General features: G+C 43.2%; 24 protein-coding genes. 2 read left to right on the forward strand and 22 right to left on the reverse strand.

The window, feature by feature from the left end; translation table 11 throughout:
- Positions 1–2: 2 nt before the first annotated feature.
- The 3 genes from DFO72_RS14165 to DFO72_RS14175 form a co-directional block, all read right to left on the reverse strand.
- Positions 3–185 (reverse strand): hypothetical protein, encoded by a 183-nt coding sequence (locus DFO72_RS14165; RefSeq protein ID WP_113882308.1) that lies wholly within the window; start codon positions 183–185, stop codon positions 3–5.
- Between the two features lie 312 nt (positions 186–497).
- Positions 498–1103 (reverse strand): pyroglutamyl-peptidase I, encoded by a 606-nt coding sequence (locus tag DFO72_RS14170; RefSeq protein WP_113882309.1) that lies wholly within the window; start codon positions 1101–1103, stop codon positions 498–500.
- A gap of 229 nt (positions 1104–1332) precedes the next feature.
- Positions 1333–2298: a M23 family metallopeptidase gene (locus DFO72_RS14175; RefSeq protein WP_113882310.1), complete on the reverse strand. Its 966-nt coding sequence runs from the start codon at positions 2296–2298 to the stop codon at positions 1333–1335.
- Positions 2299–2441: 143 nt separating this feature from the next.
- Between DFO72_RS14175 and DFO72_RS14180 the strand changes: the two genes are divergently transcribed.
- Entirely contained in the window at positions 2442–2861 is a 420-nt protein-coding gene (locus DFO72_RS14180) for a VanZ family protein (protein ID WP_113882311.1), read from the forward strand.
- Between the two features lie 32 nt (positions 2862–2893).
- Here the strand turns inward: DFO72_RS14180 and spoIID are convergent, their stop codons facing one another.
- Complete coding sequence (gene spoIID / locus DFO72_RS14185) at positions 2894–3925, reverse strand: stage II sporulation protein D (RefSeq protein ID WP_113882312.1); 1032 nt, start codon at positions 3923–3925, stop codon at positions 2894–2896.
- Between the two features lie 105 nt (positions 3926–4030).
- Positions 4031–4888 carry a LysR family transcriptional regulator gene (locus tag DFO72_RS14190; RefSeq protein ID WP_113882313.1) on the reverse strand — a complete coding sequence of 286 codons (858 nt, stop codon included), beginning with the start codon at positions 4886–4888 and terminating at the stop codon, positions 4031–4033.
- A gap of 123 nt (positions 4889–5011) precedes the next feature.
- On the opposite strand from DFO72_RS14190, the gene tcuA reads away from it, so the two are divergent.
- Positions 5012–6511 carry an FAD-dependent tricarballylate dehydrogenase TcuA gene (gene tcuA / locus DFO72_RS14195; protein ID WP_113882314.1) on the forward strand — a complete coding sequence of 500 codons (1500 nt, stop codon included), beginning with the start codon at positions 5012–5014 and terminating at the stop codon, positions 6509–6511.
- 75 nt (positions 6512–6586) lie between these two features.
- Here tcuA and DFO72_RS14200 read toward each other — a convergent pair whose 3' ends face one another.
- The 17 genes from DFO72_RS14200 to DFO72_RS14280 form a co-directional block, all read right to left on the reverse strand.
- The gene (locus DFO72_RS14200; protein WP_113882315.1) at positions 6587–7954 is read right to left on the reverse strand and encodes an SLC13 family permease; all 1368 of its coding nucleotides are present in this window, start codon (positions 7952–7954) and stop codon (positions 6587–6589) included.
- A 66-nt stretch (positions 7955–8020) separates the two neighbouring features.
- Entirely contained in the window at positions 8021–9526 is a 1506-nt protein-coding gene (locus DFO72_RS14205; protein WP_113882316.1) for a tripartite tricarboxylate transporter permease, read from the reverse strand.
- Positions 9527–9547: 21 nt separating this feature from the next.
- Positions 9548–9997, reverse strand: coding sequence for a tripartite tricarboxylate transporter TctB family protein (locus DFO72_RS14210; protein WP_113882317.1), 450 nt, complete (start codon positions 9995–9997; stop codon positions 9548–9550).
- Between the two features lie 12 nt (positions 9998–10009).
- On the reverse strand, positions 10010–10987 hold the full coding sequence (locus tag DFO72_RS14215) for a tripartite tricarboxylate transporter substrate binding protein (protein WP_113882318.1): 978 nt from the start codon (positions 10985–10987) through the stop codon (positions 10010–10012).
- Positions 10988–11167: 180 nt separating this feature from the next.
- On the reverse strand, positions 11168–11854 hold the full coding sequence (locus tag DFO72_RS14220) for a response regulator (RefSeq protein ID WP_113882319.1): 687 nt from the start codon (positions 11852–11854) through the stop codon (positions 11168–11170).
- 22 nt (positions 11855–11876) lie between these two features.
- On the reverse strand, positions 11877–13463 hold the full coding sequence (locus DFO72_RS14225; protein ID WP_113882320.1) for a sensor histidine kinase: 1587 nt from the start codon (positions 13461–13463) through the stop codon (positions 11877–11879).
- Between the two features lie 219 nt (positions 13464–13682).
- Positions 13683–14993, reverse strand: a complete 1311-nt coding sequence (gene murA, locus DFO72_RS14230) for a UDP-N-acetylglucosamine 1-carboxyvinyltransferase (protein WP_113882321.1) — start codon at positions 14991–14993, stop codon at positions 13683–13685.
- 33 nt (positions 14994–15026) lie between these two features.
- A complete protein-coding gene (locus DFO72_RS14235) occupies positions 15027–15770 on the reverse strand; it encodes a YwmB family TATA-box binding protein (protein ID WP_113882322.1) in 744 nt (247 codons plus the stop codon).
- 429 nt (positions 15771–16199) lie between these two features.
- Positions 16200–16451 (reverse strand): DUF1146 family protein, encoded by a 252-nt coding sequence (locus tag DFO72_RS14240; protein ID WP_113882323.1) that lies wholly within the window; start codon positions 16449–16451, stop codon positions 16200–16202.
- A gap of 450 nt (positions 16452–16901) precedes the next feature.
- Positions 16902–18416 (reverse strand): NADH-quinone oxidoreductase subunit NuoN, encoded by a 1515-nt coding sequence (gene nuoN / locus DFO72_RS14245; protein ID WP_113882324.1) that lies wholly within the window; start codon positions 18414–18416, stop codon positions 16902–16904.
- Positions 18417–18422: 6 nt separating this feature from the next.
- Entirely contained in the window at positions 18423–19940 is a 1518-nt protein-coding gene (locus tag DFO72_RS14250; protein ID WP_113882325.1) for an NADH-quinone oxidoreductase subunit M, read from the reverse strand.
- Entirely contained in the window at positions 19937–21805 is a 1869-nt protein-coding gene (nuoL, locus tag DFO72_RS14255; protein ID WP_113882326.1) for an NADH-quinone oxidoreductase subunit L, read from the reverse strand. The genes DFO72_RS14250 and nuoL overlap by 4 nt, the downstream gene beginning before the upstream one ends.
- A gap of 147 nt (positions 21806–21952) precedes the next feature.
- Entirely contained in the window at positions 21953–22267 is a 315-nt protein-coding gene (gene nuoK / locus DFO72_RS14260) for an NADH-quinone oxidoreductase subunit NuoK (RefSeq protein ID WP_009332198.1), read from the reverse strand.
- Positions 22264–22785 carry an NADH-quinone oxidoreductase subunit J gene (locus DFO72_RS14265; RefSeq protein ID WP_113882327.1) on the reverse strand — a complete coding sequence of 174 codons (522 nt, stop codon included), beginning with the start codon at positions 22783–22785 and terminating at the stop codon, positions 22264–22266. Before DFO72_RS14265 ends, nuoK begins: the two co-directional genes overlap by 4 nt.
- Positions 22782–23201 (reverse strand): NADH-quinone oxidoreductase subunit NuoI, encoded by a 420-nt coding sequence (gene nuoI / locus DFO72_RS14270; protein WP_009332200.1) that lies wholly within the window; start codon positions 23199–23201, stop codon positions 22782–22784. The genes DFO72_RS14265 and nuoI overlap by 4 nt, the downstream gene beginning before the upstream one ends.
- Before the next feature lie 246 nt (positions 23202–23447).
- Entirely contained in the window at positions 23448–24455 is a 1008-nt protein-coding gene (nuoH, locus tag DFO72_RS14275) for an NADH-quinone oxidoreductase subunit NuoH (protein WP_113882328.1), read from the reverse strand.
- Positions 24455–25555, reverse strand: coding sequence for an NADH-quinone oxidoreductase subunit D (locus tag DFO72_RS14280; protein WP_113882329.1), 1101 nt, complete (start codon positions 25553–25555; stop codon positions 24455–24457). The genes nuoH and DFO72_RS14280 overlap by 1 nt, the downstream gene beginning before the upstream one ends.

Consider the following 25555-nt stretch of genomic DNA (forward strand, 5'->3'; position numbering starts at 1 on the left):
CATTACCTTAAACTGAAAATAAATTTGACTGTATCCATGAAAGGTGCGGGAACAAGAATGATTTGAACGAGGAAATAAGCAAAGATTGAGAGAAATGGAACTGCAAGGAATATTGGCCTTTTCTTTCTTAAAGCTAGAAAAAGGCAGATTCCTGTAATGATCATCATAGACACTAACGTAAGCAATTTGGTTTCCTCCTTTTCAGAAAGCGCTATCATTTTTTGCCGCTTTCCGCTTTAAGTTTCAAAATAGGCATCCGAGTTTATTTTCTGACTTCATTTAATTTTAAGAAAATTCATACTTCATTATGTACAAAAATCATTTCCAGGTCAAGTACATGCTGGAAATATATTAAATTTTTTTAAAGGAACCAGCTGCTCCCCTTGATACTTAAAGGTTTTTGTCCGAAAGCATGGATGACGGAGGCTTTAGGACATTAGAGGAAAACACTATAGTGATAATAAAAACTTCACAAAAAAAAGAGCCTGTCCGGCTCCTTAATCCAATTCTTTGATGATAAGAGTAATTGCCTCCAGCAAATCTGGATCAGACCAGCTTGCCATGCTTTTTTTGCTGGCAGCTGCCAGCTCATGGGAAGCAGGAATATGCACAAAACCCGCTGGTACTTCAATGTTTGAGGATCTTAGCAAATGAAGCACGGAATACATTACGTTATTGCATAGATAGGTCCCAGCTGAGTTCGAGATGGCAGAAGGATATCCCGCTTCTTTAAGCCTATTAACCATTCGGCGGATTGGAAGAGTTGAAAAATAGCCATCGGGACCATTTTCCTCTATCAGTTTGTCTTCAGGGGCGACACCGCTATTATCCGGCTCCCCGTCCTGGCAATTGATTGCGATTCTTTCAGGTGTGATGGCTGCGCGGCCAGCAGCCAGCCCAAGAGAAATTACTGCATCCGGTTTTTTCTCCATTACTTCCTCTGCTATTTTCTTAGGTGCGAGATTAAAATCCACCGGCAAAAGGTGCCCCATAATTTCATAGTTTCCAACAGCTTTGCCATCCAATGCATTCACAATCTTTTCTGTCGGATTGATTGGAAAATCAAGAAAAGGTTCAAATCCGGTTAATAGAAGCTTCTTCATATTTTCTCCCCCCTGTATAACTCTTCGCTTTCCGAAATATTATACAGGATAATGGCAGAATTGTCGAAAAAATGTTAAGTCGACAAAAATCGGGTGGTACCTGTCAAAAGAAAAGCGGAAGCGCCATTGCCCACCTTCGACACCTCGAGGGGTAGGCTGCTTGCGCTAACTTCAGGATTCATACATTCTGTCAAAAAAAGAGCCCGCCATTTCGGCAGACTCCCTATCATTATGCGTCAGTTGATTCAGTTGCAGTGTCTTCTTCAACTTGGTCGTCAGTTTGACCTTCGTCTTCAGAAGCTCCGGCTGGATCTTCTTCTGTATCAGCAGACTCGTCTTCTTCCGTATTTCCGGTATTTTCATCTGCAGATTCTTCAGCAGAACCTTCGTCTTCTGATTTGCCAGACTCTTCAGCTGACTTGTCCTCAGAAGGAGCAGCTTCTTCGTTTCCTTCAGTTGCACCGCTGTTTTCTTCAGCATTAGCTTTGTCAGTTGTGTCTAACTCCTGTAAAGAGCTAAGCGGCTTATTGAAGTAATCAAGTGGATTGACCGGCATTCCGTCTTTACGGATTTCAAAGTGTACGTGTACGCCTGCTTCTTCATTAAACAAGCTTTCTCCTGCCTTCGCAAGGGCGTCACCTTGTTCTACCTGGTCGCCAACCTTAACATTCATCTCTGTAACAGATTGATATTGTGTTACAATTCCTTTGTCATGCTCCACTTCAATGACATTGCCCAACAGTGAATCTTCTTCTACCTTAGTTACTTTTCCGCTTAATGCAGCAAGGACATCAAAAGTTTCTCCATCCTTTACAGCAATATCAATACCTGTGTTCGGATGGTATGTGTTATTGTAAAATACTAGAGCAGCTTCCTGTTCTTCAGCCTTGCCGTCATAATCATAGAATTGTTTTTGAATGACAGCTGAGTCTGGATCTTTGACAGGCATTACGAAGTTTTCCATTGCGCGGTTAACTTCCAATGCTGGCTCGTCGTACTTTTTGCCGGTAATATCAGTGGCTTCGTAATCGTAGCTGTCAGTGTCTGTAGCGTTGTCGCTTGTTTGATACCAAAGAACACCGGTTAGAATGATTGCTGCACTTGCAATGTAGATAGCTGGGAATGCCCACCGCTTCTTCATAAAGCGTTTAAAGCTGGAATCTTGAGAAGATCGTTTCTTTTCTTCCTCTCTCATTTATCATCACCTCAGCAATCAGTCTGAACAGATTGAGAGGATTATATACATTTCTCAAAAAAAATTTTTTGTGCTTATTTTTCGACAAAAGTTTTCGGATTATGCATGTTTTGAGTAAAAATTTTAAAAGGAGTTACTGATAGATGGTTAAATGGATAATACGGGTGCTGCCTTTCCTATATATGGCGCTTATTTGGGTCCTGTCCAGCATGCCGGCAGATGCAGTGGTGGAGCTGCCGGATCTGGCAGTGGACCGTTTTATAAAAGAATCTATGCATCTGATTGAGTTTGGTATTTTGTATGTTCTTTTTGTTTTGGCTGCTTTAACAGTATTTAAGCTAACGCCGGGAGTAAATATCTTATTGGCCGTATTGGCTTGCTTTTACGGGATTCTCGATGAAATTCATCAATCGTTTATACCTTACCGGTCTGCTGCTTTGATTGACGCTGTCAAGGATATTACCGGTGTGCTGGTGTGCTGGTATTTGATCAGCCGGGCTCTTTTTTATGGGAAGTTTAAAAAGCTTGGTAAGTTTCTTGGTTTTTTTAATAAAGCAAATTGAAAGAGCTGATTCAATGAACCAGCTCTTTTCGCTTATTTCTTAGCTGTGACCTTCGTCAGCAACTGATCGGAAGCGGCAATTTCTACGCCTTTATAATAATGGGCAACGATTTCTTTGTAGTTCTTTCCTTCGGCTGCCATGCCGTTTGCGCCGTATTGGCTCATGCCGACCCCATGGCCGTAGCCTTGGGTATTGATGATGATATTGTCTCCTTTGCGTTCCCAGGTAAAGTCTGTTGATTTTAGTCCCAGTTTCTCTCGAATGTCTTTACCGCTGACGACTTTTCCGTTAATATCCACTTTTGAGACCCGCTGGCCGGCCGTGCGCTCGGTCACGTTTCCGATCGTGCTATCATTAGGAAGCTTCACACCCAATTTCCTTTCAAAATCCTGAACGGTGAATACCTCTCTGCCGTTAAACTTGGGAGACTGGAGGTCCCATTTGCTTTCTACACTTTTTAAGTAGGGAACAGAATTTGGCCAGATGGCTTCGGAGTTTTCCGTAAAGCCATTGCTTGTTGAAAAAAAGGAAGCTGTAATCGGTGAGCCGTCGAAAGTGAGAATCTGTCCTTGCGTTTCGGTAACGGCTTCTCTTACCTTTTCGATTTTCCACTTATAATCTTGTTTCCATTGCTGCCTCAGTTCCTCATCATTTTTATATACCTGATGGGTTACTGTATCGTAAACCAATGCTCCCTCAGGAAGTTCTACGCTATCTCTATTCATTAACTGCTTTACAATGAATGTCCTTGCTGCCAATGCCTGAGCCTTCAATGCCTCTTCTTCAAACTCTGCAGGCATTTCCGATGCTACTACTCCGACGATATACTCTTCAAGCGGAACCGTCTCCAGCTTTTTCTGTGCAAGGCGGTAGACCCCTACCTCTATGGCTGGCCCTTGGGGAATTTCTGCCGCCGTCTCTGTTTTCGTCTCAGTCTTAAGCTCCTCGCCAAGCTTCCCGCTGACTTTTCCTTCTGTAAAGGGAATCACAAGCAGGGCTGGAACGATAAGCGTGATGGCAAACAACAATGCGGCTAGTACGATGAAAGGTTTGAATTTTGTCATGTTTTAGGCCTCCATAGCAAATAAATAATTCGAACTCATTTCATGTTTATGGCCATGGACAAGCTATTATGACAACTTAATGAACCGGAATGCCATTTATCCAATTTATGCTTTACTGCCGCGGATAAATTCGATAAAAGCTTTTGAGACGGAGAGATCCAGTGAACTTTCATTAAATACAAGCCATGTTTTGCGGTAAAGCTTTTCACCCTTGAAGCTCAATTCCCATGTGTTTAGATCCGTGCAGCCTTTAAGGCAAATCTCCGGCAGGATTCCATAACCCAGCCCATTCAGAACCATTTCACGGCATGTATCGATAATATCTACTTCCATTGTAATAGCAGGAGGGAGGTCGAAGTTTTCCTTCCACCAAAGATCGATAATACTTTTTAAGGATGGATCGGTGTTATAATCTATTCTCGGCAGATATGGAAGCTGTTCTAATTCGATTTTTTCGTTTGAAGCAAGGAAGATTCTCTCTTCATCTATTAAAATTTTTGGCCCCTTCCAATCGTAAGGGTCCCGGACGATGCCAATATTCGCTTCTTCTTTATGAACCATTTGGATTACCTCATAGCTGAAGCCGGTTTTTAACTTCAGGTCTACCTGTGGATATTGAATTAGAAATGCAGCCAGTATTTCAGGCAATCTATATCTGGCATATGTTTGCGAGACTCCAAGCCTTAATGCTCCTCTTACCTCACCCTCCATGCTGCTGAGAAAATCCTTCGCTTCCCTTAGCTGATGAACCATCCTATTGGCATATTCCACTAAATATTCCCCTTCTGATGTAAAATCCACTCCTCTCTTTCTTCGTGATAGGATTTTTACAGCAAATTCTTTTTCCAGCTGTTGAATCCTGTACGTTAATGAAGGCTGCGAGATATATAACTTTTCTGCTGCTTTCGTAATATTCCGTTCTTTATGGATTGTCTGAAGTATGAGCCAATCTTTTTCGTCCATTTCTGCCTCCACTGAAATAGAATTTTTTTATCATTAATAATAAAATATTGATATTTTATTTATTTTACCATTCCCCCTACAATAAAGTTATAAATAGTAAAAATTCGTCGGGGGGAACTTAAAATGGCTAAATACGATGTAGTAGTGGTGGGAGCCGGCAATGCGGCTCTATGCGCAGCAATTTCGGCAAAAGAGAATGGTGCAAGCGTCCTGGTCCTTGAAAAAGGTCCTGAACATAAGCGCGGAGGCAATTCTTATTTTACAGATGGGGCCATCCGTTTTGCTTATAACGATTTAAGCGATATCAGAAGAATCATGCCCTCATTGACAGATGAAGAAGCCGGTAAAATTGTTATGCCGGAGTACAGTGATTCTGACTATTATAATGATTTAATGAGGGTGACTGAAGGCCAGAGCCATACGGAGCTGGCAAATCAGCTTGTTTCTAAGTCTTACGAGACAATCGTTTGGATGAAGGAGCAGGGTGTCGAATTTGAACTGAATTATGATAATCAATCATTTAAAAAGGATGACAAAGTTCACTTCTGGGGCGGCCTTCCTGTTAAAACTAAGGAAAAAGGAATTGGCTTAATGAAGGCACTTTTCCAGCGCGCCAAGGAAGCAGGGATTGATATATGGTATGAGGCCCAGGCAACAAAGCTATTAACGGAAGACAGCAGAATAACCGGCGCAGTCGTTCAGCAAAAAGAAAAAGAACTTACCGTGGAAGCAACCAGCGTTGTGCTTGCCTGCGGAAGCTTTGAAGCCAATAAAGAAATGCGCTCCAGGAATTTAGGACCTGAGTGGGAAGCTGCTGCTGTCCGGGGCACAGAATTCAATACAGGTGACGGAATCAATATGGCGATTGAGGCTGGAGCCGAAACATTTGGTGAATGGTCAGGATGCCACTCCATTGGTACAGACTATAATGTTCCAAAGGCCGGTGATTTCACAAAGCCAGGCGATATCTTTAAGAAGCATTCATACCCGCTTGGAATCATGTTAAATAAAGAGGGGTACCGATTTGTGGATGAAGGGGCTGATTTCAGGAACTATACCTATGCGAAATATGGACGGGAAATTTTAAAACAGCCTGGACATGTTGCTTACCAGATCTTTGATAGCCAAGTGAGACCTCTTCTGCGCAAAGAATATAATCTGGAAGAAGCAACTGTTTTTCAAGCAGACACACTCGAGGAATTAGTGGAACAGCTCCCTGTTGAAAAAGAACAGTTTTTAAAAACCATTCACGAATATAATGATGCTGTTCAAGATGGTGATTATAATCCGTCTGTCAAAGATGGAAAATCAACATCCGGCATCACTCCTGAAAAAACGAACTGGGCACTGCGGGCTGAGAAAGGACCCTTCTATGCCTTTCCGGTTACATGTGGAATTACGTTTGCCTTTGGCGGATTACATGTGAACACCGATGGAGAAGTACTAAATAAAGAACAGATCCCAATTCCAGGGCTTTTTGCAGCAGGAGAGATGGTCGGCGGAATCTTTTATAAAAACTATCCAGGCGGATCAGGCTTAATGTCCGGTGCCGTCTATGGTAAAGTCGCTGGAACTCAAGCCGCATCATTCGCAGTGAATCAATCCAGAGCTTCAATTAAATAACTATAATGGCGTGCTCAGTTAAATGTGCACGCCATTTTTTCTTCAAAACAGAAAAAAGAGGCAGTCGTAAGCCCCTCATCCCTGCCAATAAAATGCGAACGCTCCTAAAATAACCCCGATCCAAATCAAGAAAGAAACAGCACCCGCTTTAAGCAAATCTCTCTCACTAAAATGGCCATATGAATAACTGATTAAATGGACAGGCGATTGTGTGATAAAGAAAAAGCCTGGAATACCTGCTAAAAGCACGGCCTTCACCAGGTTCAGGGCCGGAAAGCCGCTTAATACATCCCCCAGTGAAATCACTAAAGGGAGCATGATGGCCAGGAAACCTAAGACATTCACAAACATGATTCTCATCAATGAAGTTAATAGAATTAGGATCAAAACAGTCATAAATGGAGTCTTCAGGGCAAGGATTTGGGTAAGATACTTTACCAACAAATCGATTGTGCCTGTACTTAACAGCATTCCTGAGACCATGAGCGTAGAAGCAAAAAACAGAACGATATCCCAATTAATCGATTTTCTTGCCCGCTCCCATTCCCAGACTCCGATCCCCGGGAATATGGTCAGACAAGCGCCCAAAAGTCCAATAAGAGGAATTGAGTATCCATGTATACTTTGCGTGATCCAAAGAGCAAGTGTAACGCCCATAATCGCAAGCATTTTCTTTTCTCTTGCACTTATTTTTCCCAGTTCACTGATTTTGGCTTCAAGCAGATACAGCAAATGCTCTTTATTAATTTTCTCCGGCGGAAACATGATGATGAATGCCAGACCGAGCAGCACGGCAAAAATAGCGATTGGCACTCCAAAAGTAAGAGTCCATTGCAGATAATCAATATGATAGCCACTATCGGACAAAAGACTGTAAGCATAGATCGTTGAACTTGCTCCTGTAGCAACAAAAGCACCCGTAATCGGGATCAGATAGGTAATGCCGATGAACAAGGATTTCGCCAGATTGCTTGATTCGTCCATCGACTTTAAGCTTCTGATCAGACTATCAAATACGGAGGAAATAAGGCTCGCTTTGCCAACATTGGACGGTACTAGGACCAATAAAATAAAGACAAGGAAAAACGAGATGAAGACAAGCACCTTGCCCGCACCGCGGGACCCTTTCAAAATTATTAAGGAAAGCCTGTCGGCTAAGCCGGTATCGATAAAGGCTCTTGAGATGATAAATGTAGAAACCAGCAGCCAGACAACATCAGAACTAATATATGCCAGCACCTCTTCATAAGTAAAAAAATGAAAGGAAAACATCAGCATGACTAATAGTGAGCTGTAGGCCAGGGGAAATACGTTTCCGACCCATAATAGCTGGATAATCACAAGCGCGATGAGCGACTGTACTTTTATATCCCATTGCATCGGGAGGATAAAAAAGAAAAGATACAGCGCGATTGCTATAATCATTAGAAGTTTCTTATTCATAATGTTTCTCCTTCGGCGTAAACAGAAAAATCCACCATTATTCTGGTGGACTTTCCTGGATCCATATTAAGCAGAGATAGCTTCTTTATCATTATTTCTGCTTTTCTTCTTGAACTTATTGATCACAATTGGATAGAACAAAGAAAGTACAGTCAGCACGATCAGTGTAATCGATATTCCAGAAGAAAAGAATATACTAAAGCTGCCGTTAGATGAAGTCAGGGCCATCCGGAAATTCTGCTCCATATCCCCGCCCACAATAATTGCCAGCACCAGCGGGGCAATTGGGAAGTCCATTATTTTCATGAAAAGTCCAATCACGCCAAAAAGAAGCAGAAGGAAATAATCAGCGGTGCTATAGCTGAGTGTGTATGTGCCTATAAACGCCAGCATGATGATAAGCGGATATAGAACTTTAGCTGGTGTATCCAGGATTTTCACCAATAAGCCGACAAGGAGAACATTGATGATGACGAGTGCGATATTTCCAATAAACATGCTGTTGATAAGGGCCCATACAATTCCAGGATCATTTTCAAAAAGCAAGGGGCCTGGTCTCACGCCCAGCATGATGAGAGCTCCGAGCATGACCGCTGTCGTGCCTGAACCCGGAATTCCCATAGTCAAAAGCGGAATCATGGCCCCAACAGAAGCAGCGTTATTGGATGATTCCGGAGCTGCAAGTCCCTCAACAGCACCTTCACCAAACTCCTCAGGTTTCTTTGATAGCTGCTTCTCGGAGGAGTAACTCATCATGGAAGCAATTGAACCTCCCGCCCCAGGCAGGACACCAACGATAAACCCTAATGGAGCACTGCGAAGTATCGGCCACTTCGACCTTTTCCATTGTTCCTTGGTAAACCAGATTCTGCCAACCTTCTTCTTTTCCTTTTTTACTTTATCAATCGTTAAAAAGTTATAAAAAACTTCTCCCACTGCATAAACACCGATAATAACAATGAGGAATTCAATGCCTTCACTTAAATGGGGAATATCCATTGTAAAACGGTGCACACCCGTCTGGGGGTCAATTCCAATGGTACTGATCAGAAGACCCAGCGCCATCGCGATGAAGCCTTTCACCATTTTACCGATTGAAAGTGATACAATCGCCGATAATGTTAAAAGCATTAATAGGAAATATTCTGATGGGCCAAATTTTAAAGCGAAGTTTGCCAGCGGCTTTGCCAAAAAGATAAAACCAAAAACTGCCAATACACCGCCGATAAAGGAAGCCACTGCGGAAATGGCCATTGCCTCTCCTGCCTGTCCCTTTTGAGCCATCGGATATCCGTCAAAGGTGGCCGCGATTGCAGATCCATCTCCCGGTGTATTGAGGAGAATCGAACTTCTTGACCCGCCATACATGGCACCATAATAGATGGCAGCCATTAAAATAATCGCGCTTGTCGGATCCATCCCAAAGGTAATCGGGATTAAAACCGCAACAGCTGTTGCTGGCCCCAAGCCTGGGAGCATTCCGACAATCGTGCCTAAAAACCCGCCAATGACAACCCAAAAGATATTCATTGGCTGTAAAACGATCTGGAACCCTTGCAAGAAAGCATCCATGCTAACTTCTCACCTCCATATTTATGGTAAACTCACACCCAATAATTCACTAAAGCCGTACCAGGTTATGAACGAAAATGAAACCGTGACAATGATATTAGCCTTCCACTTCTTCCATCCATTCACATAGAAGAGCAGACACCCTAGGAAAATAATGGTAGAAACCAAAAATCCAAAAGGTTCGAAAATAAAAGCGTAAATCACTCCGAGGGCGATGGTCACTGCAATTAATTTCAATGTCCTCCCCTCAAAAAGCCCCTGGATTTTCCCATTATGTTCATGCAGGGTTTTTAATTCGTTAAAGAGATAGATGATGCTAAGCACCAGCATGAAAATACTTAATCCTATAGGAAAATATAAAGGTCCGTTTGGGTTTCCGAGATTTGCCTTTGGAATGGCGAATGAGCTGATTAAAAAGACACCGGCGATGATGATCATTAACAAAGGCATTCCTATTTTTACGGCTTTCATCCCATCGCTCCCTTACTTAACCAATCCAGAATCATTTACCAGATCTTTGTATAACTTCTCCTGTTCATCAAAAAACTCTTTGGTTTCTTCACTATTTTGATAGAAGTCATCCCAGTCATTATTCTCAAGCAGCTTCTTCCATTCATCCGTTTTAACCATTTCCGTTAACTTCTCATCCCAATATTTGATTTCTTCTTCAGTCATGTCAGGCGGGCCCATAATTCCTCTCCAGTGAGGAAAGACCATATCTATTCCTTCTTCCTGGAGTGTAGGCACATCTTCGAGCTCTTCCAATGTCTTATCAGAGGATACAGTCAAGATTCTAAGCTTTCCAGCCAAATGCTGATCCTTAACCTCCGATAACGATGTGGTTACAGCATCCACATGGTTCCCCATCAAAGCGGTAACCACATCTCCCCCGCCTCCATCATAAACAAGGAAATTCAAGTCTGTCGGGGTAATTCCCTTCATGTCAGCAACCTGCACAAAGGCCAGATGATCATCATTTCCTAATCCAGGGCCAACTCCGATTTTAATAGACTTTGGATCCTTCTTGATCTGGTCCATTAAGTCATTGATGGATTTATATGGAGAATCAACCGATACGGCAATTGCCTGCCATTCGGTAGCCAGAGTTGCTAACGGAGTAAAGTCTTTGTGTGTCAGCTTGCTTTGTCCCAGCAGATTATTCGTCAGGAGCAAGCTCGAATTTACTGCAAGGTTATGAGAATCTTTGCTGTGAAGGTAGTTCCAGCCCACCTCACCGCCGCCTCCCGGCTTATTAATGACATTTACATTGCTTTTGACAAGTTTGTTATCTTTTAAGATTTTCTGTACGGATCGGGCAGTCAAGTCCCATCCGCCACCCGGAGATGCAGGGGCTACAATCTCAATGTTCTTCGAAGGGTAATCTGCACTGTTAGATGCTTGACCTGATGAACATGCCGACAGCAATAATACAGATAATATTAATATTCCAAGTTTTTTCATGATATCCACTCCTTTTTAGTTACTTATTCTGAATTTATAATAAATTCTAAACACTATAGTGTAAACGTTTTCAAAAAATTGTCCATATAAACCTTTATATGCATTTTGTTCATTATGTTCATATGTTCATTGGTTCACATATTTATAGAAAAGAAAAAGCCCTGATCATTCGGACCTTCCCTATCCTTCCTTTATGTAATAATTCCGTTCTGGCCTTCCTACAATTCCATACTCCTGCTCCACATAGGCTTTATTGGCACTTACCAAATATTCCAGATACCTTCTGGCCGTAGTCCTGGATGCACCCATTTTTTCGCCAACTTTGTCAGCGGACATGCCTTTCTTTTCTTTCTTTAGTATTTGGCTTACTTTGTTTAAGGTAAGGTAGTCAATTCCCGCAGGCAAATCAGGTTTATCTTCTTTCACCTTGCGGCCTCCAAATAAACGGTCAATGGCATCCTGATTCACTTCCGCTAATGAATCCAGAATCTGCTTGTCATGCCTATATTTCTCAAGTGTTCCGACAAATGTCTCCATTGTTACCGGCTTAATCAAATAGTTATGGACGCCAAACATTAGGGCTTTTTTCAAATATTCTTTTTCTCTGGCAGCTGATATCAAAATAACATCCAGCGTGGGGAACTTTTCACGGATTTCCAGCAGCAAGTCTGTTCCCAATTTATCCGGCATATATATGTCCAGCAGCAGCAAATCCACTTGATGGACGTTCAATAAATCCATGGTTTCCCTAGCATTTAAGGCCTTCCCGGCTAACTTCATACCCCTAACCCTTGATAAAAATTCTTCATGGATTTGCGCAATCCGGAAATCATCCTCAGCAATTACAACATTGATTACCCCACTCAAATTCCCCCTTTATAAGAGATTATCATTTTGGCAAGTAGACAGTGAACACCGTGCCATTTTCTTCATTACTGTCAAATTCAATCATTCCGCCTAATGACCGTGCTTCATCGTTTACATTCCCAAGACCATATCCTCTATGTTTTCCCTTAGAAGAAAAACCAATTTGAAAAATAAATGGCTTGTCCTCATCCTTAATCCCCTTGCCATTGTCATTGATTTCAAAAATTATGTCATTTCCGATATCTGTCACAAAGAAATGAACCATCTTTTCTTCTTTTTCTGCAACGGCATCAAATGCATTATTAATGAGATTTCCCAAAATAATGATCAGGGAAGATAGCTTGAATTTTTCCGGAAGGCATTCCAGCGAGCTTTCTGGATCAATAACAAAATTTACTTTCTTTTCCGACGCCTGCGCCATTTTCCCTAATAGAATAGCCTGGACTTTTTCATCCTGAATTTTCGATAGTAATAAATCTTCCTCAATCGAATGGATATGGGCCTCATTTTTAATAAACTCAATCGCTTCCTCCTTCTTATTCAGCTGAAGAAGACCGAGAACGGCATAAAGCTTATTGGTGAATTCATGAGCTTGAGCTCTCAGGTCATCGGAATACTGCCTAACCTCTGATAGGGCATCAATCATGTGCTTGATTTCTGTCCGATCACGGAAGCTTCCGACCATCCCTTTCTTTTGTTCTTTTTCAATAATTGGCTCAGTGCTGACGATCATAATTTTATCTTTGTATTGTATTTCAACATTCATTTGCTTTTCATTGTTTAAAAGGAATTTTAACATTTCTGAGGAACCAATTACTTCAGTTAAGGGCCGCCCTTCTGCCTGTGCCTCAATATCCAGCATATGCTGTGCAGACGAGTTCATCATGGTGATAACTCCTTGTTCATCCACAGCAATGATTCCCTCTCGCACCGATTGCAGGATTGCATTTCTTTCTCTGAACAAAGCGGCAATTTCATATGGCTCCAGATTGAGGGTATCTTTGCGAATGCTGTTGGCCAAAAGAAAGCTTCCAAAAATCCCTATGATTAAGATCAATACGGAGGCCTTTAGAATCTTAGCGATGTCATCCCAAATAGAAAGATATATCGCATTCATTTCATATAAAACAACCACTGTACCCTCGACTTTTTTATATGGTCCGTAATCCACCATAACTGGGGCAATCGCTTTAAGCACCTTTCTGCCGTTTTCCGTTGTTTGGAGCACGTAATAGCTCCCATAAGTAAGCGCTTTATCGGCATTGTCATTATTCAGCATTTTATATAAACCCTGTTCATCTGTTGAAGCAATCAGCCTCCCATCACGGCCCTGAAAAAATACAGTCATGGGCTTGGATTGATATTTAATCTGGTCCATCAATATATTGATATTTTCATGTTCGCCGCCATGCCGAAAGAAATCTTGAAGGGCAGGCATATAAGACAGGGTCTTGGCCGTTTCCAAGGAAATATCCCTCGCCTTTACCACATCATCAGCCTGCTTCATATAAATAAATAAGCCTGATAAAGACGTGATGATAAATATAATCAGCATGAGGACCAATCCCAGAATTTTCACCTTCAATGAAACCTTTAGGAATTTTTTCATGATATCTTCATTAGCTGTTCACTATATCCCATCTTTTTCTTTTATATTAGTATAAATATTCATAATTATCCATGAATCCTTCTTACTAGTCGGCCAAAATTAAAAACCGCAGAATCGATTTGTCAGTCCTCTGACAGCTCGATTCTGCGGTTTCAGCTTGAAATGCGCGCAAGGCGACTATTTTGACGACTTACAGGTGGCCGCCTTGATTGGCATTACTTATGCGTTCATGTCAGAAACAATGCTGTTATTAACAGGTGCTTCTTCCACTTCTGTCACACGTTCGATATCTGCACCCAGTGCAGCAAGCTTTTCGTGGAAATTCACGTATCCGCGGTCAAGATGCTTCAGCTCTGTTACCCGTGTTACGCCATCTGCCACCAATCCAGTCAGGATCAACGCAGCGGCTGCACGAAGATCTGTAGCAGCTACTTCTGCACCCTGCAGATTGCTTGGTCCGTTCATAATGACAGAACGGCCTTCAATTTTAATATCAGCGTTCATGCGGCGGAATTCCTCCACATGCATAAATCGGTTTTCGAATACAGTTTCCGTGATCACACTTGTACCCTGAGCGTGAAGCAATAGGGCCATCATCTGTGATTGCATGTCTGTCGGGAAGCCAGGGTGAGGCATTGTTTTAATATCAGCTGCCTTCAATTTATCTGGACCCAATACACGGATTCCTTCAGCTTCTTCGATGAAGGTAACACCCATTTCTTCCATCTTGGCGATCAAAGAAGCGGAATGCTCAGGAACAGCACCCTTTACAAGAACGTCTCCGCCTGTAATGGCAGCTGCTACCATGAATGTACCTGCTTCAATGCGGTCAGGAATGATGTTGTGCTCTGCACCAAACAGTACGTCCACACCTTCAATGCGGATCGTGCCAGTTCCTGCCCCTTTAACCTTTGCACCCATTTTATTCAGGAAGTTAGCTAAGTCAACAATTTCCGGTTCCTTTGCCACGTTTTCCAAAATCGTTGTGCCTTTGGCTAATGTTGCAGCCATCATAATGTTTTCCGTAGCACCAACACTAGGGAAATCGAGATATATTTTTGCTCCATGCAAGCGGCCATCTGGTGCTTCCGCTTCAATAAAGCCATTACCAACCTTTACTTTCGCACCCATCGCTTCAAAGCCTTTTAAATGCTGATCGATCGGGCGGGAACCGATTGCGCAGCCCCCTGGCAATGCCACACGGGCACGGCCATTTCTTGCTAATAAAGATCCCATGACTAAAACTGAAGCACGCATTTTGCGTACATATTCAAAAGGTGCTTCTACCTTCAACTCTCGAGATGCATTTACTGTTACTGTATTATTTTCAAACTCCACTTCGGCGTTTAAATAGCGTAATACTTCATTAATAGTATATACATCGGAGAGTGTTGGGACATCACGAATTACGCTTTTGCCATCACTTGCTAACAGTGTTGCGGCGATAACCGGTAAGACAGCGTTTTTTGCTCCTTCTACTTTGACAGTACCGCTTAACCTTTTCCCGCCGCGGACGATGATTTTATCCAAAGTGTATTCCCCTCCGCGTCCAATTTCTCTATATTAATATTCAATCGTTATGATGGGTGTGCCAATAACTATGTTTGTCTTGGCGCCCATTCCTTGTGTCCGTAATCCAAGCTGCATGTTCATTTTATTGCCATTTGTCTCAATGGATTCACCAAAAAGCGGTGAATTTGCTGATGCTGAAATAAATTGGTCTTCTTTTAGTGCTTCTATTTCTGTTGCGTTAAAAGCTGCAAGCAATTGAGTTGCAGTATCAGGCAAAGACTTATTCATCTTATCATTGAATTCACCCTGGATACAAGAGAAAATTGTGGCATTTCCTCGAAAAATGTCAGAAATCTTACTATTCAGTTCTGCAGCCAGTTCGCTCTGTTCTTTCTTCCACCCCTGACCCTTGGCCTCATAAATCACATACGTCTGAACTTGACCATTTGTGGGGGTCGATAAGACTTTTACTGCTTCTGACTGAGTATCTGTTTTCATAATAATTGCTTGTGCTTCCCAAGACTTTTCTGATCTTTTAAAGCTCCATTCCCAATCAGGATATTTCGCCTGCAATTCATTGGTGAATGCTTTCACTTCCTGAAGGGTTTGAAGGTTTTCCATTTTTTCTCTCGCATGCAAAGTCCAATTCTTGATTAAAATATTCTCGCCCTGTAAAACCGAGGCCATCGTTAACAGGTCAAGCTCCCCTTTGGCTACAGTCGTCTTATTCCCAATGTTTATCATCATGAAACCAATAATGGCAATAATGGATAATGTCATGAATAAATTTTTCATCTGTAAACTCCTCCCCTTAGTACCATTGTTACCAAGGATAGAGAGAGCATACTTGGGAATTGTCGTCACTTTTTGACAAACTGAAAAGGCAGCAAAATCACTGTTACCTCGATGCTATTCCTGCCCTTTTTTGCATACCTTGAAAAACATTTCACAAACTAGTATGTATGCAGGAAAACAAGCAATAAAAAGATTTTACTCAATAATTATCAAATTGAAAACATGTATGAAGACCTATATTTATAAGAAAAGCGGAAGTGCCTTGCCCATCCCCGACAAGCATAAGACAAGCCTCACGGGAAGGCGTTCTTTGCCTTGCTGGGAGGATTGGCTTATGACCTCGAGGGGATAGGTACTGGAGCTAGACAGTTATCAAAGTTCCAAGAAATAGCTCTAGATATTATAAATATAGCCATCAAAATGCAGCACCTAAAGAAAGGTAATGTTCTGCAGAATAAGCGGCAGCTGCTGGGACCATAGAAGATAATCGAGAAAGAAATTGCTTACGGCTGATCCAATCACAATGGAAAGCAGAATATACAGTACTCTTGCCTGAAAAACATGATTCGGACGCAATAACGTTTCGAACCGCAGTGCCTGAAGCGCCCACCAGGCCAGCGCAATAAACACCAGATGAGACATAATGCTGATAAGTGCCTGTTGCCCAAATCCTGATACCATCTTCTTCCCTCCCTTAAAAATTAGCCACGTCGCTTACCTGTTTTGTACGCTACAATACCATTTGACGTTTATCTTACCAGGTAAGTTTCATAACTGGATATTTTTTGAAAATTAAGTTTCTTTCTTTTTCGCAGTTTGTATGTCCATTATATCGAATTGTCGAAAAAACACGAAGTATAAACAGGGGCAAACAAAAAGAAGGGGAAAATTCCCCCTCCCTATTAATACCCCTTTTTAGCTTTAGCATTTTAAAACTCCCATTTTAAAAAGCGATTTCACTTAAAAATTCTGTCCGCTGATTTCAGCACGGGACAATTGCTCTCCGCGAATCAGCACCGCACGAAGAATATACGGATGCATTTTCGAGGAGCAAGCGCCAACAGCGAAGATCAACTCAGTGGCTAAACTTATATTTGGTTAGAAAACAACAAATTACTTTATGAAACATGCTTATTGAAAGAAATCAGTAAACTGGTTGAAATTGCCCTGCAGGAAGTCAAACGCGATATTCGGTGCAACTCCAAACAGGATTGTTGCTGCCAGGCTGATGCCGATAACAGCTGTTAATGCAGCTGGGATCTTAACCTTCCCTGTATCACCTGCTGGCCTGAAAAACATTTGCACCATTACACCGAAGTAATAGAAGTATGAAACAACTGTTGTTGCAATCATAATCGATACTAATACATAATGTCCTTCACTCGGCACTAATGCACCCATAAAGATATTCAATTTGCCTATAAAACCTGCTGTTCCCGGAATTCCTGCAAGCGAGAGCAGGAAGATGGCCATGGCAATGGCCAGGAACGGCGCGCGGCGATATAGGCCGGCAAATTGGCTGATATCTTCAGAGCCCGATTTATGTGTTACATGCTGGATGATGGCAAAAGCACCCAGGTTCATGAATAAGTAGGCTCCCAGATAGAACCAGAGTGTATCAAACATGAATAGTGACATGCTCGCAATGACGACCAGCAGATAACCAGCCTGCGCGATACTGGAATAGGCAAACAAACGCTTGATATTCCGCTGTCTTAACGCAATCAAGTTCCCAATAATCATCGTGGCTCCTGCCAGGAAGGCCACGTAATCCTGGAGAGCGAGAATCATCGGCAGCCCCTGGGCATCACCGGATGGTGCATTGGCAAAGATTGAGAACAGGATGCGGATCATAATGATGAATCCGGCTGTTTTAGAAACTACACTTAGAAAAGCTGTTACAGGTGTAGGTGCTCCCTGGTACACATCAGGCGCCCACATATGGAACGGTGCTGCTGCCAATTTGAAGGATAGCCCCACCACAATCATAAAGAACGCAAGGCCAAGGAGGTAAATATGCTGCTCGTTATAGACGGATGTCAAAAATCCGGCCATTTCCTTTAAGTTCGTAGTTCCCGTTAAACCATATACATAACTCATTCCAAACAAAGTGATCGCTGTGGCGATACTGCCATTTATCACATATTTCATGGCAGATTCATTTGAATGAAGATTTCTTTTTCTCATGCCTGCAAGAATATAGGACGAGATGGAAAGAAGCTCAAGTCCCACAAACAGGGTAATTAAGTCTCCACTTGAAGACATGATCATCGCTCCAAGCAATGCAGCCATGAATAGATAGAAAAATTCCCCCCTAAATTCTTCCAATCCTTCATTTGGCTCATAGCCCGTGGCAATCAGCAGTACCATTGCCGATCCGATCAAAAGCAGCAGCTTAAAAGCTTTTGCAAATGAATCAAGCCTGAATGTATCAAGCAAAATGGATTCCGGGCCGTGTCCGATAAGGCCCAGTAAGGAAACAAGTGCTGCCAGAACTCCGGCAAAGCCAACCCAGCCGAGAATTTTCCGGCTTTGTGATTTCGGCATAAACAAATCCATTAGTGAAAGAGCGGTCGCAACACCAAGGATGATGAACTCCGGCGTCATAATGCCCCATTCATATGATAATAATGTTTCGAGATCCATCCTTCATCACCCTCCTATCCCCAGCATGATCGTTTCAAGTGTTGATGTCAGCGGTTCGCTCAGTACACTTGGATAAACACCAATCAGGACAATTAAGCCGACTAAGACCAGGACAGGCACAAACTCAAACTTCCTCATATCCGTTACGCCGGCAAAGTCTCTAAGCGCTTTGCCGTATGTGATGCCCAGTACCGCGCGAAGCAGGTAAACAGCTGTCATAATAATTCCGATCGCACCGACTGCAGCAAGAATCGGCATTTCTTTAAAAAGGCCAAGGAAGGCCATAAATTCACTTACAAACCCTGACATGCCAGGCAGGCCAAGTGAGGCCATAGCCCCTGCAAGCAGGAAGCCTGCTGTAATCGGCATCCCTTTTGCCAAACCGCCGAGATTTTGAATATTGGATGTTTGAACGCGTTCATAAAAAACACTGACAAGGAAGAATAAAAGTGCTGCGATTAAGCCGTGAGAAACAACCTGGAAAATCGCCCCCTGGATTCCTGCCTCATTTAATGCGCCTAACCCGATTAAAACGATTCCCATGTGGGAAATAGAGGAGTAGGCCAGCACCATTTTAAAATCGGTCTGAACAAACGCCAGAAATGCTCCGTACAGTAAATTCACGACTCCGAGCACAGCCAGCCATACAGCAAGGCTTTGGAATTGCTCAGGAAATATTCCCATGCCGAAGCGGATTAAACCGAATGCCCCTATTTTCAAAAGCACTCCTGCGTGCAGCATGACGATTGATGGCGGAGCTTGTACGTGAACCTTTACCATCCAGCTATGCAGCGGGAATATAGGAAGCTTCACACCAAATGCAATTAAAAGCGCAATCAGCAGGCCCATTTTCATATTTTCAGAGATTGGCGCAACCAGCTGCGGATTATCCGCGTTCATTGCAGCCATCAAAGCATCAATATTAGCTGTGCCAGTTCGGGCAAACAGCACCATAATGACAATCAGCAGAACAGCAGATCCAAGTCCGTTATAGATCAGGAAGCTGTATGCTGCATTTTCCTTTTCAAAGTAACCCCATTTCCCGATCAGGAAGAAGGTCGGAATCAAGGTGATTTCAAAGAAAATAAAGAAGAGAATCAGGTTTTCAGCCGCAAATACACCAAGCATGCCGACTTCAAGCAGCAGGAACAGCATGAAGTAGCCCTTCCATTCTTTTTTAATATGAATAGAGGCAATAGCCGCCAGTGTAGAAATCACGGCTGTGAGCACAACCATGATTAATGAAAATCCATCCAGGCCCAGTTCATAATCAATGGAAAAAAGGTTGCCCATCTGGCCGGAATCTCCAAACTGAATCCAGCTGACTTTTTCATTAAGCTGTTCCAGGCCTGCACCTGCCCGGTATTGAAAATAGGCTATCAGTGCCAATACCAGTGCCGGAATGGTAGCCAAAAACCCAACGGTCTTGATCAATGATTCCTGTGTTTTTGGCAGGAATGATAATACTAAAATACCAAGGAGCGGGGAGAAAACTAAAATGGATAGAAAATAAGTTAAGTTCATTTTAAGTACCCCCCTGTAAACGCATAGATGACAACTAAAATAGCAAGCCCGACGAAAGCCACTGTTCCGTATGTCTGAATCTGGCCATTTTGAAATTTAGAACCCAGTCTTCCGAGCGAAGACGTGATTCCAGTCACGCTCTTCACAAGCCCTTCAACCAGGAACACTTCCAGGAAGCGCAGGAATGAGCTAATGAATTTCGCACCATTCACCACTGTCAGCGAATAAAATTCATCAATATAATATTTATTGTACAGAACGTTGTATGAAAGCGGCATTCTGCTTGTAAGCCAGTCGCGGGCAAGCGAACGTTTGCCGTACATTAGCCATGCAAGGAAAATTCCAAGCAGGGATACAGCAGTGGCGACAATCATTATCCATGCAGGTCCCTCAATATGGCCATGGCCCAATGCATGGTTATCTTCCACGAGCCAATCACCAAGAAACGTACCAAACCATGGCGTATTCACATATCCAGCCACTACAGCCAGCACCCCTAGGACCACCATTGGCAGCGTCATCACACTAGGCGACTCGTGAACATTTTTCATATCGGTTCTTGCTTCACCAGCGAAAACCATAAAAAACAGACGGAACATATAAAATGCCGTAAAGAATGCCGCAATCACCGCCAGCCAGAATAGCACTGTATTCCCATGCGCCCAGGCAGCAATTAAAATTTCATCTTTACTGAAGAATCCTGAAAATAATGGAACCCCGCTGATCGCCAGTGTCCCAATCAGGAATAGAGGGCCAGTTACGCGCAGCTTTTTCCATAATCCGCCCATATGTTCAATATTCTGTGTATGAACCGCGTGAATGACACTTCCGGCTGCAAGAAACAGCAAGGCCTTGAAAAAGGCATGTGTCATTAAATGGAATACACCGGCTACATATCCGGCAGAACCCAGTGCCAGCATCATATAGCCAAGCTGGCTGACGGTTGAATAAGCGAGCACCCGTTTAATATCCTTTTGGACCAGGCCGATGCTTGCCGCAAAAATGGCTGTGAACGCCCCAATTACAGCAACTGTCATCAATGCTGTTTCACTTGCTGTAAACAGCGGGAACAGAGCTGCCACTAAATACACACCTGCCGCTACCATTGTCGCAGCATGGATTAATGCGGATACCGGCGTCGGTCCTTCCATTGCGTCCGGAAGCCAGGTATGCAGCGGGAACTGGCCCGATTTACCAACAGCCCCTACAAAAATAAGAATGGCTGTTAACGTAATCATTGTGCTCGAAATAGCACCAGCTTCAACAGCTGCAAAAATTTCATCATACTCGAAGCTGCCAGCCTGCCAGAATAATAGAATCATTCCGATCAAAAGGCCGACGTCTCCAATACGGGTCATGATAAATGCTTTTTTAGCAGCAGCCTTTGCTTCCTCTTTGTAAAAATAGAAACCGATCAGCAGGAAGGAACCAAGTCCGACAAGCTCCCAGAAGAAGTACGTCTGAAGCAGATTAGGCGAGATGACAAGGCCCAGCATGGCAAATGTAAATAACCCTAAATATGCATAGAAAACAGGGAAGCGGTCATCACCCTGCATATAGCCTTTCGAATACGTATGTACCAGGAAACTGACAAGTGATACAATCACCAGCATCAGTGCATTTAACTGATTAACTTCAAAACCCGCTGTTAACTGAACATCCCCTATAGTCAGCCAAACGCCTTCTGCTTTAAAAGTTGGTGCCGAAAACCGGTCAAATAGCACCAATATTGAATAGACAAGCGATGCCAGGGTAAACAGAATTCCTATATAAGCACTCGCTTCTTTTAGCCGTTTGCCGAATAAAATAAGGAACAAAAACGATAAAAGCGGGAAAAGCGGTATGATCCATGCATTCTCCATCATTATCACAATCCCCTTTTTTGAACACGCCATAATGCTTGGCGTGTCAGATTGGGACCTTTTTTTCAGGTCCATAAAGGCGGCGCCATTTATGGCAGCCTTCACTACTCTCTATTCTCAGCCAGTCCGGCTGCATTTTTCAAGGTCTCTTTAGTGTTTCATTGCATCCATTTCATCAATGTTAACGCTCTTTTTATTACGGTACAGGGCAATTAATATCGCCAGGCCAACTGCTGCTTCTGCTGCTGCAACTGTGATTGTAAACAAAGCAAATATCTGACCTGTTATGGATGGCATAATGCCGTATTTGCTGAATGCCACCAGATTAATATTGACCGCATTCAGCATCAGTTCGATCGAGATCAGGACAATTACGGTATTGCGCTTTGTCAAGGCACCATACAGCCCGATGCAGAAGAGAATTAAAGCCAATGCCAGGTAGGCTTGAACGGGAACTGTACTCATTCCTTTTCCGCCTCCTTCTCATCATCCTTTTTGGCCAAAACAATAGAACCAATTAAAGCGACCAATAATAGAACAGATGTTACTTCAAATGGAATGATGAATTTTGAGTAAAGCTCAATTCCGATTTGCTCTGTATTATTGACATGAAGGTCATTCGGCGCTGCCGGCAAATCGAGGTTGTATATCCCGATGTACACTGCGAAAGCAAAGCCAAGCACACCCAGGAATAATAACAGCTTTCGCCAGCGGCCTGTTTTCGGCTCGCTTGTATCATTATGGCGGGTCAGCATGATTCCGAACAGCATGATGATGGTGATGGCACCAGAGTAAATTAAGATCTGAACTGCAGCCAGGAATTCAGCTGAAAGCAGCACGTAAATACCGGCAATGCTTACAAATGTAAATACCAGAGCGACAACCATATGCACGACTTTGGTTAAGTTTAATAAAAGCACGCCGCCGATGACCGCAACTAAAGCTAGAGACATAAACGCTAAAAACTCACCTGATAACGTCATGCTTTATTCACCTTCCGTATATTTTCATCATTTTCATCAAGCCATTCAAGGTTTTTAAACAGCTCATCCCGGCTATATTCCGCCAGTTCAAAATTATTGGTCATGATAATCGCTTCGGTTGGGCAGACCTCTGTGCACAAGTCGCAAAGGATGCAAATTTCGAAATTGATATCATAGGTATCAATGATTTTTCCCTTTTTGGCCGGGTCCGGATGCTTTTTGCCTGTCAGCTGGATACAATCGGTTGGACAAATATTTGCACACTGATTGCACACGATGCATTTTTCAGGATAAAACTTTTGAATTCCCCTGAACCGGTCCGGTAGAGGAAGCGGTTCATTCGGATAGTCATAGGTTACCTTTTTGCGTGTCAGGTTTTTTAGGGTATACGATAATCCTTTCGCTAAACCAAGCATGTTTTTTCACCCCTTGTTAAGAAATGCGTAAAGCGCGCGCTTATCGGCGACAAGCATAAGACGAGCCGATGGCGCCTGGAGCTGGACAATTTTAGAAATGCGGAAGTGCCTTGCCCACCCCCGACACCTCGAGGGGGCAGGCGCTCCTCCTAAAAGCTAACGCTTTTAGTCCTGCGATGAGGATGCTCTCGAACCGTTCCTTGTGGAGCTGGACAGTTCCCGAAGTTTTATGATGCCGGTTCTCAATTAAAATATATTCAGCCATTCTTTCAGCAAAGCTGTTAAGAAGATATTCGCAAGCGCTACCGGCAGCAGAACCTTCCAGCCAAATTCCATGAGCTGGTCTGCACGAAGGCGCGGGAATGTGACACGAAACCAAACCAGGATAAAGATTACAGCCGTAAACTTAAGCGCAAACCAAACGGCACCTGGAATGAAATCCAGGAATGGAAGCGGCAGCCACCCGCCAAGGAATAATACGGTTGTCAACGAAGCCATTGCAAAGAAATATACATATTCCGCAAGCATGAAGAACGCCCAGCGGAAGCCGGAATATTCAACATGGAAACCTGCGACCAGCTCTGATTCCGCTTCAGGCAAGTCAAATGGAACACGGTTCAGCTCTGCTGTCGAAGCAATCAGGAATACGGTGAAAGCAATTGGCTGCCAAATGATGAACCAGCCATTTTTTTGCGCTTCTACGATCTCATTGAGGTTTAAGCTGCCTGTTAAAAGGATAATGCCTAATACAGACATAACGAGCGGAATCTCATAAGAAATCATCTGGGCCGCAGCACGCATCCCTCCAAGCAGGGCATATTTATTATTGGAAGCCCATGCTCCGGTGACAATACCGACTGTTGTCAGCCCGGAAATGGCAATGTAATACAGCAATCCAACTCCAATATCAGCAAACTGAAGTTTATCTGTAAAAGGAATCGTTGCCAGCACCATGAATGCCGGTGCAAACGCAATGACCGGTGCAAGAATGAACAGCGGCCTGTCTGCAAGTTTAGGAATGGTGTCTTCTTTTAATAAAAGCTTCAATACATCAGCAACGGTCTGAAGCAGCCCCCAGCGTCCGCCGACCTGATTCGGGCCATGGCGCAGCTGCATAAACCCCATGACTTTACGTTCTGCCAGGATGGCGTAAGTAACAAATCCCAAAACGACTAAAAGCAAAACGGTGGCAAGCAAGAAGAAAATACCGAAATTAAGCAGACCTGCTTCGGAATAAAGAAGTTCTTCTACCATTATCCGTCCACCTCCCCAAGGACAATATCAATTGCCCCTAAAATAGCAATCAAGTTCGCAATGTTTTCGCCTTCAAGCAATTTTGGGAGAATTTGAAGATTATAGAATGATGGCCTCCGGAATTTTAACCGGTATGGCTCTTTCTTTCCATCACTCGCAATATAGCAGCCGATCTCTCCCCGCGGAGACTCGATTCTTACAAACGCTTCCCCTTTCGGCGCTTTAATGATTTTTGGCACTTTTGCCAGAATATCGCCTTCTGAAGGGAATTGTTCAACAGCCTGTTCAAGGATCTTTAATGATTCTTCAATTTCCTTCATGCGCACATGATAGCGGGCCCATGCGTCCCCTCCGTCCTGCACGGCAACATCGAAATCGAAGCGGTCATAGATGGAATATGGCTCATCTTTCCGGAGGTCCCATTTCACGCCTGTGCAGCGAAGATTTGCACCGCTGAGCGAGTAGTTTAAAGCTTCCTCTTTCGTATACTTTCCTACCCCTTTGACACGGTTCATGAAAATTTCATTTCCTGTTACAAGCTGATGATAGCCTTTCAGCTGTTCACGCATATAGGGAACAAACTCTCTTACTTTATCAATCCAGCCTTCAGGAGCATCCCATTTTACACCGCCGACACGCATATAGTTAAACGTTAAGCGGCCCCCGGATATCTCATTCAGCATATTGATAATCATTTCACGTTCTCTGAAAGCATACAGGAATGGGCTTGTCGCTCCAATATCCAGCAAATAGGTACCCCACCATACGAGATGACTGGCAATCCGGCCAAGTTCCATGGTAATTACCCGCAGATATTCGGCCCGATCCGGAATTTTAAGATCCATCATCGTTTCAACGGCATGGACAAGGATATAGTTATTCGTCATGGCGGCAAGATAATCCATTCTGTCTGTATAAGGAATAATTTGCGTATACTGCAGGTCTTCAGCCAATTTCTCCGTTCCACGGTGCAGATAGCCGATGACCGGTTTCGCCTCTTTGATGATCTCACCATCAATTTTCAGAACAAGGCGGAAAACACCGTGCGTACTTGGATGCTGAGGTCCAACATTCAAAAGCATTTCTTCGGTTCGCAGCAC

The sequence above is a fragment of the Cytobacillus oceanisediminis genome, from assembly GCF_004366035.1.
In the GTDB taxonomy this organism is placed as follows: domain Bacteria; phylum Bacillota; class Bacilli; order Bacillales; family Cytobacillaceae; genus Cytobacillus; species Cytobacillus oceanisediminis_C.